Annotated in this window: 13 protein-coding genes, 1 tRNA gene, 2 pseudogenes and 1 riboswitch; of the genes and pseudogenes, 6 read left to right on the top strand and 10 right to left on the bottom strand. The window is 68.2% G+C overall.

Going from position 1 to position 13,027, the window contains the following annotated elements:
- Position 1: 1 nt before the first annotated feature.
- From ABC766_RS23530 to ABC766_RS23545, 4 genes are read right to left on the bottom strand one after another with little or no spacing between them, the layout of a single operon-like run.
- Complete coding sequence (locus tag ABC766_RS23530; RefSeq protein WP_345819660.1) at positions 2 to 760, bottom strand: ATP-binding cassette domain-containing protein; 759 nt, start codon at positions 758 to 760, stop codon at positions 2 to 4.
- Positions 757 to 1,818 carry an ABC transporter permease subunit gene (locus tag ABC766_RS23535; protein ID WP_111473489.1) on the bottom strand — a complete coding sequence of 354 codons (1,062 nt, stop codon included), beginning with the start codon at positions 1,816 to 1,818 and terminating at the stop codon, positions 757 to 759. Before ABC766_RS23535 ends, ABC766_RS23530 begins: the two co-directional genes overlap by 4 nt.
- Entirely contained in the window at positions 1,815 to 2,681 is an 867-nt protein-coding gene (locus ABC766_RS23540; protein ID WP_345819661.1) for a branched-chain amino acid ABC transporter permease, read from the bottom strand. The genes ABC766_RS23535 and ABC766_RS23540 overlap by 4 nt, the downstream gene beginning before the upstream one ends.
- Positions 2,682 to 2,686: 5 nt before the next feature.
- Positions 2,687 to 3,922, bottom strand: coding sequence for an urea ABC transporter substrate-binding protein (locus tag ABC766_RS23545; RefSeq protein WP_345819662.1), 1,236 nt, complete (start codon positions 3,920 to 3,922; stop codon positions 2,687 to 2,689).
- A gap of 429 nt (positions 3,923 to 4,351) precedes the next feature.
- Here ABC766_RS23545 and ABC766_RS23550 point away from each other — a divergent pair, with 429 nt between their 5' ends.
- The 3 genes and pseudogenes from ABC766_RS23550 to ABC766_RS23560 form a co-directional block, all read left to right on the top strand.
- Positions 4,352 to 4,642, top strand: coding sequence for a hypothetical protein (locus ABC766_RS23550; protein ID WP_345819663.1), 291 nt, complete (start codon positions 4,352 to 4,354; stop codon positions 4,640 to 4,642).
- Positions 4,643 to 4,704: 62 nt separating this feature from the next.
- Positions 4,705 to 4,908, top strand: a pseudogene (locus ABC766_RS23555) (IS3-like element ISAav4 family transposase); the annotation flags it as partial.
- Between the two features lie 30 nt (positions 4,909 to 4,938).
- Positions 4,939 to 5,136 (top strand): annotated as a pseudogene (locus ABC766_RS23560) (IS110 family transposase); the annotation flags it as partial.
- Positions 5,137 to 5,152: 16 nt separating this feature from the next.
- Here the strand turns inward: ABC766_RS23560 and ABC766_RS23565 are convergent.
- The 4 genes from ABC766_RS23565 to thiC form a co-directional block, all read right to left on the bottom strand.
- Entirely contained in the window at positions 5,153 to 5,473 is a 321-nt protein-coding gene (locus ABC766_RS23565) for a DUF5131 family protein (RefSeq protein ID WP_345819665.1), read from the bottom strand.
- 313 nt (positions 5,474 to 5,786) lie between these two features.
- Positions 5,787 to 5,861: transfer RNA gene (locus ABC766_RS23570), tRNA-Gly, on the bottom strand.
- Positions 5,862 to 6,389: 528 nt separating this feature from the next.
- Positions 6,390 to 6,728, bottom strand: coding sequence for a hypothetical protein (locus ABC766_RS23575; RefSeq protein ID WP_043352439.1), 339 nt, complete (start codon positions 6,726 to 6,728; stop codon positions 6,390 to 6,392).
- 764 nt (positions 6,729 to 7,492) lie between these two features.
- Positions 7,493 to 9,379 carry a phosphomethylpyrimidine synthase ThiC gene (gene thiC / locus ABC766_RS23580; RefSeq protein WP_043352437.1) on the bottom strand — a complete coding sequence of 629 codons (1,887 nt, stop codon included), beginning with the start codon at positions 9,377 to 9,379 and terminating at the stop codon, positions 7,493 to 7,495.
- 71 nt (positions 9,380 to 9,450) lie between these two features.
- Positions 9,451 to 9,556, bottom strand: a riboswitch (TPP riboswitch).
- A gap of 119 nt (positions 9,557 to 9,675) precedes the next feature.
- On the opposite strand from thiC, the gene ABC766_RS23585 reads away from it, so the two are divergent.
- The 3 genes from ABC766_RS23585 to ABC766_RS23595 all read left to right on the top strand — a co-directional run bounded on the left by ABC766_RS23585 (position 9,676) and on the right by ABC766_RS23595 (position 12,072).
- Complete coding sequence (locus tag ABC766_RS23585; protein ID WP_043378682.1) at positions 9,676 to 10,506, top strand: alpha/beta hydrolase; 831 nt, start codon at positions 9,676 to 9,678, stop codon at positions 10,504 to 10,506.
- Positions 10,507 to 10,519: 13 nt separating this feature from the next.
- Positions 10,520 to 10,894: a restriction endonuclease gene (locus ABC766_RS23590; protein WP_043352432.1), complete on the top strand. Its 375-nt coding sequence runs from the start codon at positions 10,520 to 10,522 to the stop codon at positions 10,892 to 10,894.
- A 107-nt stretch (positions 10,895 to 11,001) separates the two neighbouring features.
- Positions 11,002 to 12,072: an acyltransferase family protein gene (locus tag ABC766_RS23595; protein WP_345819666.1), complete on the top strand. Its 1,071-nt coding sequence runs from the start codon at positions 11,002 to 11,004 to the stop codon at positions 12,070 to 12,072.
- An 11-nt stretch (positions 12,073 to 12,083) separates the two neighbouring features.
- Here ABC766_RS23595 and ABC766_RS23600 read toward each other — a convergent pair whose 3' ends face one another.
- Both ABC766_RS23600 and ABC766_RS23605 read right to left on the bottom strand, forming a co-directional pair.
- Positions 12,084 to 12,329 (bottom strand): hypothetical protein, encoded by a 246-nt coding sequence (locus ABC766_RS23600; RefSeq protein ID WP_043352457.1) that lies wholly within the window; start codon positions 12,327 to 12,329, stop codon positions 12,084 to 12,086.
- A gap of 115 nt (positions 12,330 to 12,444) precedes the next feature.
- Complete coding sequence (locus tag ABC766_RS23605; protein ID WP_345819667.1) at positions 12,445 to 12,927, bottom strand: hypothetical protein; 483 nt, start codon at positions 12,925 to 12,927, stop codon at positions 12,445 to 12,447.
- Positions 12,928 to 13,027: the final 100 nt, after the last annotated feature.

The raw sequence follows: 13,027 nt of genomic DNA on the forward strand, positions 1-13,027 counted from the left end.
GTCAGGCGGCCTGCTTGCCGAGATAGACGTCGCGCACGCGGGCATCGGCCAGCACCGCGTCGACCGTATCCTCCATGAGGATCCGGCCCTGGTTGAACACCGTCACGGTCTTGGCGATCATCCGGATGAACGGCATGTCGTGCTCCACCACGATGAGGGCGTGGGTGCGGTTGATCTCGCGGATCAGCTCCGCCGTGCGGTGGACCTCCTCGTGGGTCATGCCGGCGGCGGGCTCGTCCAGGAGGATCAGCTCGGGCTCCTGGGCCAGCACGGTAGCGATCTCGACCCATTGCCGCTGGCCGTGGGCGAGCTGGCCGACGGTCCGCCCGGCGATGCCCGTGAGGGCGAGCCGCGTCAGCGTCTCGTCGACGATGCGGCGGGTGCGGGCGATGGACTTGCGCCGCCCGGCCGCCACGAAGACGTTCTCGTGGACCGAGAGGCCGTTGAACACGTTGGGCACCTGCGTCTTGATGCCGACGCCGAGCCGGGCGATGGCGTGGGGCTCGGCCCCGGTGATGTCGGTGTCGCGCAGGCGGATCCGGCCCTCGGTGGGTTTGAGCTGACCGGTCAGAATCTTGAAGAAGGTGCTCTTGCCGGCGCCGTTGGGGCCGATCAGGCAGCGCAGCTCGACCTCCCCGAGGGTGAAGTCGACATCGGCCACCGCGGTCACGCCGCCGAACCGCATGGTCACGCCGCGAGCCTCGACGAGGGGGCGCAGCGGCGCGCCGTGATGGCCGGTGAGCGGGCTCGGGGCGTTCATCGTGCGCTCCCCGTGGCGAGCCCGTCCTGCGCCGTGCCGGCGACCCTGCGCGGCCGCCGCTCCAGCAGGCGCAGGCCGAGGCTGCGGGCGACCGGGACGAGGCCCTGGGGCACCAGCAGGACGAAGCCGACCAGGACGAGACCGAGGCCGAGGTTGGAATCCACCGCGCTCTGGCTGCCGGCGGCGATGATCAGCGCCTGGATCAGCACCGCGCCGAGCATCGGCCCGATCAGGGTTCCGAGACCGCCGACCAGCACGTAGATGATCACCTGCGCCGACATCGGCAGGGCGAAGACCGTCGGGCTGATGAAGCCGCCCCAGTTGGCGTAGAGGCAGCCGGCGAGGCCCGCGACCCCGGCGGCGATCATGAAGGCGATGAGCTTGTAGAGGCGCGGGTCGTAGCCGATCAGCTGCGCCCGCGTCTCGTTCTCGCGGATCGCCACCACCACGCGGCCGAGGCGGCTCGCCAGGATCCCCCGCAGCAGGGCGTAGACGAGGACCAGCGCGCCCATCGCGGCGTACCAGATCCCCTCGATGTCCAGGGGCTCGTCGGGGTGGCCGGGCGCATTGAGGGCGGGGATCGCCGGGATGCCGTTGAAGCCGCCGAGTTCCGCCACGCCGATCCGGTACTGGCTGCCCGAGGTGGCGTTGACCAGCTGGAACAGGATCACCGACACGGTGAGCGTGATGACGCCGATATAGGCGTCGCTGATCCGGCCGTAGAACATGAAGTAGCCGAGCAGGCCGGCAAACAGCATCGGCACCAGGATCGACAGCAGGACGGGCACGCTGCTGTCGCCCATGTTGAGGACCGCGACCGCGTAGGCGTAGCCGCCGAGCCCCAGGAAGGCGGCCTGCCCGAAGCACATCACTCCCGCGAAGCCCCAGACGAAGCCCTGCGAGAGGCCGAACATCGCGAGCGCCGCGAAGCCGGTGCATTGAACGAGGCCGAACGTATCGAGGGCGTGCGGCGCCCCGAACAGGATGGCGAGGCCGAGGGCCAGGGTCGCCAGGAATCCCGCGGCGGAGAGCCGGCGGGCGGGGGCTGCGGAGGTCATAGGCTGCGCCTCAGGTAGCGGCCGGTGATGCCTTGCGGGAGGACGCGGATCAGCAGGATCGCCGCGACGAGGAGGGCGACGTCGCCGATGACCGGCGTCGTCTTGTACGAGACGAGTTCGTTGATGACGCCGAACAGGCTGGAAGCGAGGCCGGTGCCGGTGACGATGGCGGGGCCGCCGCCGAGAACGGTGATGAAGGCGCGGGCGATGTAGGCCGCGCCCATGGCCGGGGAGACGCCCGAGATCGGGGCGAGGACCCCGCCGGCAAGGCCCGCCAGGGCGGCGCCGAGGGCGAAGGTCGCCATGTAGATGCGGTTCGGCTGCACCCCCAGCGCCGCGGCCATACGCGGGTTCTGCATGGTCGCGCGCAGGATCAGGCCGAACTTGGTGAAGCGCAGCACCAGGAACATCGCTCCCAGCGCGGCCAGTGCCGTCGCCACGATGACGAGGCTGTAGAGGCTCGCCCCGTAGCGCCCGATGTCGAAGCTGCCGACCGGCGTCGAGACCCCGCGCACCACGTTGCCGTAGAGCGTGGTGATCAGCCCGATCAAACCCAGGCTGATGCCCCAGGTGGCGAGCATCGTGTCCATCATCCGCCCGTAAAGGAAGCGGATGACGGTGCGCTCCAGGATCAGCCCGATCGCGCCGACCACCAGGGGCGGCAGGACGAGCATCGCGATCCAGATGTTGACCCCGGCCCCGCTCGCCATGACCGCCGTGTAGGCGCCGAGCATCATGAATTCGCCGTGGGCGAGATTGATGATCCGCATCATCCCGTAGATCACCCCGAGGCCGAGGGTGATCAGGACCAGGGTGGCGATGCCGGTGATGACGTTGAAGGCGAGCAGTCCGGCGAGATCCATCGCCCTCAGCCCTTCAGGTCCGGCGTGAACTGCTTGTTGGTGCGCGGATTCTTGATCAGATCGCAGGCGCCGCCGGTATCGGCCGGGAACGAGTTCGGGAAGGTGGCGAGGATCTCCCACTTCCGGTCCTTCGGGCGGGCCAGATAGGTGTTGCGGATGGTGTGGTGGGTGGCGCCGTCCATCGTGACCTTTCCGGTCGGGGACTCGATCGACAGGCCGCTCTCCAGGGCGGCGATGACCTTGTCGCGCTCGATCGAGCCGGCCTTCTTCACCGCCTCGGCCCAGAACAGGATGCCTTCGTAGGTGGCGGTGTCGAGCTCGCTGAGATCCGTGACGTCGGCGCCGAACTTCGCCTGCATGCCGGCGACGAAGGCCTTGCTCGCGGGTGTGTCGAGGTTGTTGTACCAGCCGTAGCAGGTGATGATCCCGTTCGTCGTGGAGGGATCCATCGTCGTCAGTTCGTCGCCGAGCCCGAACACGCTCGACCCGACCGGGATCTTGGACTTCATGCCCGCCGCGTCCCATTGGCGATAGAAGCCCGAATGGTTGGCGCCGACCAGTGCCGAGAGGACGAGATCGGGCTGCGCCTGCTGGATGCGGCTGATCGCGGACGAGAAGTTGGTGACGTCGAGGGGGAAGAAGTCGGTGCCCAGCACCGAGCCGCCGCCGTCCTTCATGAATTTCGTCATCCAGCTCGCGGTGATGTGCCCGTAATTGTAGTCCGCCGCTATGATGTAGGCCTTCTTGCCCCAGGTCTTGAGGGCATAATCGACGATGTGGTTGACGGTCTGCGCGGGGGTCGACCCGGTGCAGAACACGTTGCGGTCACAGACGCCGCCCTCGTACTGGGTGTTGTAGAAGTAGAGAGTCCTCGCGCGGTCGAAGATGGGCCGGATCGCCTCGCGTGAAGCCGAGGTGATGCCGCCCTGGATGACGTCGACCTTGTCCTTGAGCGCGAGCTGCTGAGCATACTGGGTGTAGAGCTGCATCGACGATTGCGTGTCGTAGGCGATGAGCTGGATCGGCCGCCCCAGCAGCCCGCCAGCCTTGTTGAGTTGCTCGACCGCGTACTCAGTGGTCTCGATCATCCGCTTGCCTTCGAGGCCCAGCGCGCCCGATCCGTCGAGCAGGCTGCCGAGCTTGATCGGCTCGGCGGCGAGGCCCTTCCGCGCGACGAACGGCATCGCGACGGTGCCGGCTGCGGACGCCATCGCCAGTTTCAGCACCTTTCGACGGTCCATCGCACTCATCCCCCGAACTCCTCTCGACGTCGCGCTTCGGGTCCGGTGACCGGAAGCGGGCGCAAAGGACATTCGCAAGGTCGATGCCAATCAATCTCACAGATCGGTCAAAAATCGGGAACGCGTCATCGGCGGAAGAGACGGTACGTGGGACAGGCGGGGTGTCGTGACAGCAGACAATCCACAGAACGATCACGACGCCGCGGCAGTGACTCGGGCCACGGTGCGGTCCTACGAAGCATGGTGTCCCGTCGGAGGGTCTCGCACGCACGCCGTCCTTCAGCGACGAGAACGCTCTCTGTCCCTCTCAGGCCTCTTGAGGCCGACTGGGATTGCCCCGGTTTGGTGGACACTGAGACCGCTTTCGCGTGAGGTGTTTGTCCGCTGCCCAAGACCCGTCCCGCATAGCCCGCCGAGCTCCGTCGCCAGATGGTCGAGTCTATCCGCGCCGGCCGCGCTTCGACCGATCTCGCCCGCGAGTTCGAACCTTCGCGCCAGACCATCCAGAACTGGGTTGCGGAGGCTGACCGCACCGAAGGCCGCCGCGCGGCCAAGCCGGCGACGGCCGATCCCAGCTTGACCGCGCCCGAGCGTGACGAACTCGTCCGGCTGCGGCGTGAGAGCCGACAGCTGAAGGTGGAGCGCGACATCCTCTCGCGCGCGACGGCCTGGTTTGCGAAGGAGACCGGAGTTCTGCCGTCGGGGTCTTCCGGTTCATGAGCGCGGACCAGGCCGACTTCCCGGTCGCCGCCATGGCCCGCGTCCTCGGCGTGTCGAAGGGCTTCTCCACCCTCGAATGCGAGTTGCTGGCTCGCCCTCGCTTCCGCGCGCAGGCCGAGGCACGGATGGCGGTCTTCAGCTCCATCGAGGGCTTCTGCAATCCGCTGCGCCGTCACTCGGCGCTCGGCGACCGCTCACCCGTCGTCGACGTGCAGAAAACGGGGTCAGAACCGACGATCGCGACCCTGCTCTCCCAAGCCCCCTAACCGTCCACAGAAACGGGGCAATCTCAGTCTAAGGCCGCGCTCGTGATGCTGACTGGCCCTCGGGTTCGATGCTCCTCGCTGAAGGTCTCGGGGCTGGCTGTGGCCAAGCACAGTGGTATGCAGAAGGCCCTCGTTGCCATCGCCCCCAAGCTGGCAACCGTTCTGCACCGCACGTGGCGCGACGCGAAGGACTTCCGCTGGTCGGCCGAGGCAGCGACAGCAGCCTGAGGCTCTCGGACCACCATCAAGTACACCAAGCTCCTCCGGCGTGGAGGAAAGCCCCCATCAGGGAGGATCGCTTCGTCAGGACCTGGAAAGTCGGCCAGTTCGCCCGCTCCATCGTGTCGAAGACGCGATCGACGAACGCGTCGGGTCCCTCACTGTGGAACAGGTCCGACATGGTGTTCACGAAAATCATGCGCGGTTCGCGCCACGCCGGCGCTTGCTCTGGACGCGCTTGGCGCAGGGTCAGGTCGAACCCGGTCTCGCAATGGTGGTCCGACACGCCACGGAACCGTTCGGATAGCCGCTCGGCATAGCACTTGTCACAGCCCAGGCTGTTCATGGTTCAACCCGTCACCGGGTTCGAAGTGGCGTCAGTCCATTCGATGGCAGTCACGTCGGCCATGCGCAAACGCCTCGCATTCGCCGGGGTGACGGACGACCCCATCGGATGCCGCGCGATCACTTCGAGGCTGTCTTGGCGTCCGTGGTCGCGCGTGCGACGTGAGAATGTCCCAGCGACCCGCGTCATTCATCGCGACGCGATAGGATTCAGAATGGCCCCGGCGAATCAGCGTAAGTCGTTAACCAATGCCTACTGCTGGTATCACGCGTCCCGGTGATGTCAGCCAGGAGCTCTAAGCTATTGAAAAGTATGGAGCGGGCGATCGGGATCGAACCGACGACATTCAGCTTGGGAAGCTGACGTTCTACCACTGAACTACGCCCGCCCACATGACTGGTCCGGATCCGGCGTTGACGACGGTCGATCCGTCCGATCCCAGGCCCTCATGTGCGCCGATCGTTTAGCAGTTCGACGGCGATGGCGTCAAACGCATGGGAACCTCTCAGGGCGGCTCCGAGGCCCGAAAAATCTCACGCGACCTGACCGCGGCACGTGAAAGGATCGCGGTTCCGAGGGCGATCTTCCTTGCGCTGCCCGGCGAAGGCTCGACGGGTTCGGATACGCCTTGCGATCCGGTGGAGGCGCTGACCCGGATCCCCGACTTCGCGGCCCGGCATCCGACCCCCTGCATGGCCGTGCGCGCAAATCAGCGCGATTTCTGTGTGCCCTGGACGGCAGTGAGCTCGTCGTCTCGAAGCCGGTCGATCGGAATCCCGGCCCCGGCGCCGCCTGTCGAGAACAGCCTCCTCGTCGCGCGGCGGCTTGCTCTGGTGGCTCTCCTGGCCCCTTCGCGGTTCAGCCCGGGCCCCGCCCGCTGCGTCGGGCCGCTGGCTGCGCGTCTGACCGACGGTATTCAGGCGACGCGGGAGAGGCTGCCGGTCTGTGCCCCCTGCGTGCCGCGTGCGGAATCGTAGGCGCGGTTGCGCAGAGCGGTTTCGCTGGGGAGTTGATCGATCACGTTGCCGGAAGCGGGATCAACCACCTGGAAGACGATCGTGCTCGTGTCCGGGTCCTGAATGTAGCGCGCCTTACCGCCGGTTGCGCCGATGTCGAGCTTCACCGCGGGTTCGAGGGGCGCGGATGTGCTCTGGGGCACGGGGGCCTCCTGCGTCACGGCGGCGGCGGCCGTCGCGCCGAGGGCGTCGAGGCCCTGCGGCCCCGACGTCGGGGGTGTCAGCGGACGGATCTCCATGGCCGGTCTCCTGCGATCCTGTGATCGAAGGATTGAGACGGGCGGCTGCCTAACCAGCGGTTAACGGCAGCAGCCGATCCACCGGATGGTGGCTCGCGGTCCGAGATGCGATGAACATCCCGTTAGCGTTGCGACACAAATCCGTGCGGCTTTCTCCCCGAGAGGCGGCTCGTCGCGCATCTGATCCGTTCACCCCCGACCGCACCCCGGGCCATTCCGTGTCGTCCGGAGCGCGGTCGGGGCAGATATTTTCCCATGCTCGCCATCGCGATGCGCGCGCTCGCCGTGCAGGAGACCGGAGAGGATCGGGGAAGCGTGACCCGTTTGTCCGCAAGCCTCGCTTCGAGATCGTTGCGCGGCTCAATGCCATCCACGGGCGCGCACCGGTCGATGTCGGACGCGCCCGTATCATCGTGATCGCATGCGCAGCCGCAGTGCTGCATCCGGTGCGCATTTTCAGGCTCGGGATACCCGCTTGCTCAGCATGGCCGCGTCGGGCGCCTACGGGGCACCTGACAGGAAGCGCCTGCGACTGGAAGCGCTCCGCTCGGTCCAGGCGGATCAGAGAAGGATTTGCGCCCCGATCATCGAACTGGGCACCCCGCGCGCCGTCGGCATCGCCGCGGATCAGATGCGTGCGGCGATGCGCGGTACCAATGGCGCCCGACCCGGAGCGGTCCTCGACATCGAGGCCCCGTGCGGTGGAACGCCGGGGCGGAACGGCGGCACGCCCGCATCCGGATCGGACCGGGCGTGACTTGGCCTCACTCGGCGGCGTCGACGTAGAGCTTGCCGCCCTCGGCCAGGAACTCCTCCGACTTGGCCCGCATGCCGGCTTCGGCCTCGGCCTTGGACATCGCGGGCGACGCGCCCACGACTTCGCCGGCTTCCTCCATCGCCAGCACCTCGGCGCGCAGATCCTGCGTGATCTTCATCGAGCAGAATTTCGGCCCGCACATCGAGCAGAAATGCGCGACCTTGTGGGCGTCCTTCGGCAGGGTCTCGTCGTGGTAGCGGCGGGCCGTATCCGGATCGAGGCCCAGGTTGAACTGGTCCTCCCAGCGGAAGTCGAACCGGGCGCGGCTGAGCGCGTCGTCGCGCAGCTGCGCGGCCGGGTGGCCTTTGGCGAGGTCGGCGGCGTGGGCAGCGATCTTGTAGGTGATCACGCCGGTCTTCACGTCGTCCCGGTCGGGCAGGCCGAGATGCTCCTTCGGGGTGACGTAGCAGAGCATCGCGGTGCCGAACCAGCCGATCATCGCGGCGCCGATGCCCGAGGTGATATGGTCGTAGCCGGGGGCGATGTCGGTGGTCAGCGGGCCGAGGGTGTAGAACGGCGCCTCGCCGCACTCCTTCAGCTGCTTCTCCATGTTGACCTTGATCTTGTGCATCGGCACGTGGCCGGGGCCCTCGATCATCACCTGGCAGCCCTTGTCCCAGGCGACCTTGGTCAGCTCGCCCAGCGTCTCCAGCTCGCCGAACTGGGCGGCGTCGTTGGCGTCGGCGATCGAGCCCGGGCGCAGGCCGTCGCCCAGCGAGAACGACACGTCGTAGGCCCGCATGATGTCGCAGATCTCGTCGAACCGCTCGTAGAGGAACGATTCCCGGTGCCCGGCCAGGCACCAGCGCGCCATGATCGAGCCGCCGCGCGAGACGATGCCGGTGACGCGCCGGGCGGTCAGCGGCACGTGGGCGAGACGCACGCCCGCATGGATGGTGAAGTAGTCGATGCCCTGCTCGGCCTGCTCGATCAGCGTGTCCTTGAAGACCTCCCAGTCGAGCTTGAGCGGGTCGCCGCCGACCTTCTCCAGCGCCTGATAGATCGGCACCGTGCCGATCGGGACCGGGCTGTTGCGGATGATCCACGAGCGGATGTTGTGGATGTTGCGGCCGGTGGACAGGTCCATGACCGTGTCGGCGCCCCAGCGGATCGACCAGACGAGCTTCTCGACCTCGTCGGCGGCCGAGGAGGTCACGGCCGAGTTGCCGATATTGGCGTTGATCTTGACCAGGAAGTTCCGGCCGATCGCCATCGGCTCCAGCTCGGTGTGGTTGATGTTGGCCGGGATGATCGCCCGGCCGCGGGCGATCTCGTCGCGCACGAATTCGGGGGTGATGAAGGGCGGGACCGAGGCCCCGAAGCTCTGGCCGTCGGCGAGTGCGGCCTCGGCGCCCGCGAGCATCTTCTCGCGGCAGACGTTCTCGCGATGGGCAACGTAGATCATCTCCTCGGTGATGATCCCCGCGCGGGCGAACTCGTACTGGGTCACCCTCTGGCCCGGGGCCGCCTTGCGGATGGTCCGCTCGGCAGGGCAGGGGGCCACGAGCTTGTCGCCCGCGAAGCCGTTATCCTCGGGCTTCACCGCCCGCGGCGCGACGGCTGCGTAGCCGCGGGCCGCGATCCAGGGCTCGCGCACGCCGGGGAGGCCGGCATTGAGGTCGATCCGCGCGTCGGTCTCGGTGTAGGGGCCCGACGGGTCGTAGACCCGCACCGGTTCCTCCTTCGGATCGGAGAGGACGATCTCGCGGTAGGGGACGCGGATGTCCGGCCGTCCGGCCGGGCTCGCATAGGCCTTGCGCGATCCGGTCACCGGACCCGTGGTCACGGTCTCCGGGCTGCCTTTCACGTCCTTGGGGAGAACGGGTGCGTTCATCGTGGGCCTCTCCTCGTGCTGGAGCAGTCCGGTCCACGCGATGGCCGAGATGAGATGGGGCCGCGCGACATGCGACCGCAGGTTCCCGTCCCTCCGCCGGTATGAGCCGGATCAGGTTCAAGGGTCAGGGCAGCGTGCCCAATCTCAGCCCCCTGCGGGGCTCCCCTCGGAACGGTTCCAGACTCAGGCGCGCGGACGGCTTTGTCAATGCTGACCGGGCGCCCTAGAAAACACATCCCGAAAACCGTTCGATCGAACGCATCCGCTTCTCAACCCCACGGCCTCCCCCGCATCGCATGCGACTCCTCGCCGGCCTCCTGCTCGCCGTGCTCCTGCTCTGCGGGTTGGCCTGCGCCGCGCTCGCCCTCGGACAGCGCCGCTTCCTCTATCCGGGCGCCTTCAGCCCGCCGACACCCTGGCCGGTGCCGCCCGGGGTCGCGACGATCACGGTCGCGACCTCGGATGGCGAGACCCTGCACGGACTGTGGCGGCCGCCGCGGCCGGGCTGCGGCGTCATCGTCAGTTTCCACGGCAATGGATCCCGCCCGGAACCGCACGCGGAGCGCTTCGCCGCGGAGCCGTGGCGGGCGCGCGGCTGGGGTCTGCTGACCGTGGCCTATCGCGGCTATCCCGGCTCGACCGGCAGCCCCAGCGAAGACGGCCTGATCCGCGACGGCCTGGCGGCCGTGAACGCCGCGCGGGCACAGGCGCCCGACGCGCCGATCCTGCTGCACGGCCATTCGCTGGGGGCGGCCGTCGCGGTCGCCGTCGCCGAACGGGTGCCGACGATCGGGCTTTACCTGGAGGCCCCGTTCGACTCGATGATCCACACCGTGCGGCTGCATGTCCCGCTAGTCCCCATCTGGCTCCTGCGCGACACATACCGCTCGGACACGCGCATCCGTGGCGGAACTGCGCCGGTTCTGATCGTGCAGGGACGCGACGACACGGTGGTGCCGCTCAAGTTGGCGCAAGGCCTCGCCGCAGCAGCCGGCCCGCGGGCGCGGATCGCCGTGATCCCGGGCGACCACGTGTCCATCCTGGGGGGCCGGGACCGAGAGGCCGAGGCGATGTTCAGAGAGCGTGTCGGTCCGACCTGCCCGCAGCCGGTCGATCAGCAAGGATAGGAGAGGGGGGCGCGTGGTCGGACGGCGCTCGCAGCGCTGGAGCGCCGAGGATCCGGACGCACCGGGTGCGCAGGGCCGGCCCGAGCCGGTCTGCCCGCTCTGTGAGCGCCCGATTCCGCATCGCGCTCGCTCCAGCCTCCATCACCTCACCCCGAAGCTCAAGGGCGGAACCCATCGCGGTACCGTCCGCCTGCACCAGATCTGCCACTCGGCGATCCATGCACGCTACAGTGAGGCCGAGATCGCCAAGCGCCTGGCCGATCTTGAAGCCCTGCGGACCGATCCGGAGATAGCCCGCTTCCTCGCCTGGGTGCGCGGCCGGCCGGACGATTTTCACGCCGCGACGCGCATGACCCGCGCGCGGCGGTCGGCGCGGCGCAAGGTCTGACCGCCGGCGTTTACCGACCGTTCGTCACATCCGCAGGTTGCGGCGATCACGTTCATCGCCGTCAACCCAAACCGGTCCAGGATCCCTCCGATCGCGAGGGTGGGACGATGGCCGGGGTCGGGGATACGGGTGATCGGCTCGCCTGGGTCGATATCGCCAAGGGGATCTGCATCCTCCTGGTGGTCATGATGCATTCCGTCACGGGCACCGGCGACGCTATGGGCGGGGAAGGTTTCCTCCATCCGGTCGTGGCCTTCGCGAAGCCGTTCCGGATTCCGGACTTCTTCCTTCTGTCCGGCCTGTTCATGGGGCGGGTGATCGACCGCGACTGGCGCCTGTTCTCCGACCGCCGGGTGGTCCATTTCGCTTATTTCTACCTGCTCTGGCTCGTGATCCAGTCGGCCGCCAGATACGGCAAGATCGCCGGCGATGACGGCCCCACGGCCTTCGCGGCGCATCTCGCCCATGCCCTGATCGAACCCTACTCGACGCTGTGGTTCATCTATCTGCTCGCGGTGTTCTCGGTCGTCACCAAGGCTCTGCGCCGCGTGCCCGACGCCGTGCTGCTCGCCGGTGCCGCCGTGCTGCAGATTGCCGACATCCGCAGCGAGTCGACCCTCATTGAGGAGTTCTGCGCCCGATATGTCTTCTTCGTCGCCGGCTATCTGTTCGCCGGCCGCATCTTCGCCCTCGCGGACGCGGCCCGGCACCGGGTCCGGCTCGCCCTGTGCGGCCTCGCCGCATGGGCGTTTCTGGAAGGTTGGCTCGCGCTGACTCCGTCGGGCCTTCCGAATCACCCGACCCTCGCCAGCCTGCCGCTGGTGAGCCTCGCCCTCGGCGCCGCCGGTGCGCTCGCGATCGTGGTGGCGGCGTCGCTCCTCGGCCGCGTCGGGGGGCCGATCGCCGAGGCGGTCCGAACCTGCGGGCAGCGCTCGATCGTGATCTATCTCGCCTTTTCGCTACCCATGGCGGCGACCCGGGAGATCCTCGTGCGCACCGGAGCCATCGCCGATATCGGACTTGCAAGCCTCATCGTCATGACCGTGGCGGTGCTGCTGCCGCTGGTCCTGGAGCGGCTGGTTCGCGGCACGGCGCTCGATCTGCTGTTCGTGCGGCCGCGCTGGTGCCGGCTCGTGGGGTCGGAGTCCCAGACCCGCCCGGTCCTGCAGGCGACCTGAGACGTGCGGCTTCAGCCCTCGAAGGCGATGCCGATCCGGCGGCTGCGCCGCCATGCAACGGCCGCCGCGCGCGGCTCGGCGCCGGCGCTCACGCGGAGCGGGAAGCGGTCCGGCACCACATGATCGCCGTCGACCTCGATCTGGGCGCCGACCTCGGTCGCGTCCCAGACCAAGCAACTGACTTCGCCGCCGTCGAGCAGGACCGCGCCGAAGGTGAAGGCGTTCTTCCGGAAGACGCCGCGGCGATTCTCCCTCATCGACTCCCCCATCCGCACCCGCGGGTCCGCGGAGACGATCTCCGCGGTCCGGGACGATGCCGGATGGGGGTTAACAGGGCAAATACGATCCCTTGCCTGCGCTCTCAGATCGAGATCAATAGTCGTCCGGATCATCCCTGTAGCGGCGCGGCCCAGGCTCATAATCGTCGTCGTACGGGCGGCGTGCGCGCGGCCGGTCGTAGTCGCGGCCATAGCGATAGGCGTCGCGCCGGTCGTCGTAATCATCGCTCCGGTACCCGCCACCGCCGTATCCGCCGCCGCCGAAGCCGCCACCGCCAGAGCCGCCCGCAGTGATGCGCGGTGCGTACCAGCAGCTCTTCGCCTGGCCCGGTGCGGGATCGCCGAAGGTCTGGCTGTTGCAGGGCACGGCGCCGCCCTGGGGAAACGGCCGACCGTTGGTCCGGCCGGGCACGCCGTAATAGACGTTGGTCGCGTAGGGCATCCGGCAGACGCCGCCTTCCTGGGCGCAGCCGACCAGATTCACCGTATCGAGCTGATAGGCCCGGGCCGGCGCGGGCATCACCGTGCCGGCTCCCAGTATGATGGCTCCGAAGGCCAGAGCGATCCGAATCTGCACGTCCCCGATTCCCCATTGCGTCGCGGTCCGCGTGCCGAATAATCCGGTCGGCGGCTTCCGGCCAGCGGCCGCGCTCGCTATGGCGTCGCGCACGGATCTG

The sequence above is a fragment of the Methylobacterium fujisawaense genome, assembly GCF_039619325.1.
GTDB lineage: Bacteria > Pseudomonadota > Alphaproteobacteria > Rhizobiales > Beijerinckiaceae > Methylobacterium > Methylobacterium fujisawaense.

Bases quoted from the DNA above. Each gene is read 5' to 3' on its own strand.
- ABC766_RS23530 (WP_345819660.1), bottom strand. From the start codon at position 760: ATGAACGCCCCGAGCCCGCTCACCGGCCATCACGGCGCGCCGCTGCGC.
- ABC766_RS23535 (WP_111473489.1), bottom strand. From the start codon at position 1,818: ATGACCTCCGCAGCCCCCGCCCGCCGGCTCTCCGCCGCGGGATTCCTG.
- ABC766_RS23540 (WP_345819661.1), bottom strand. From the start codon at position 2,681: ATGGATCTCGCCGGACTGCTCGCCTTCAACGTCATCACCGGCATCGCC.
- ABC766_RS23545 (WP_345819662.1), bottom strand. From the start codon at position 3,922: ATGGACCGTCGAAAGGTGCTGAAACTGGCGATGGCGTCCGCAGCCGGC.
- ABC766_RS23550 (WP_345819663.1), top strand. From the start codon at position 4,352: ATGGTCGAGTCTATCCGCGCCGGCCGCGCTTCGACCGATCTCGCCCGC.
- ABC766_RS23565 (WP_345819665.1), bottom strand. From the start codon at position 5,473: ATGAACAGCCTGGGCTGTGACAAGTGCTATGCCGAGCGGCTATCCGAA.
- ABC766_RS23575 (WP_043352439.1), bottom strand. From the start codon at position 6,728: ATGGAGATCCGTCCGCTGACACCCCCGACGTCGGGGCCGCAGGGCCTC.
- thiC (WP_043352437.1), bottom strand. From the start codon at position 9,379: ATGAACGCACCCGTTCTCCCCAAGGACGTGAAAGGCAGCCCGGAGACC.
- ABC766_RS23585 (WP_043378682.1), top strand. From the start codon at position 9,676: ATGCGACTCCTCGCCGGCCTCCTGCTCGCCGTGCTCCTGCTCTGCGGG.
- ABC766_RS23595 (WP_345819666.1), top strand. From the start codon at position 11,002: ATGGCCGGGGTCGGGGATACGGGTGATCGGCTCGCCTGGGTCGATATC.
- ABC766_RS23600 (WP_043352457.1), bottom strand. From the start codon at position 12,329: ATGAGGGAGAATCGCCGCGGCGTCTTCCGGAAGAACGCCTTCACCTTC.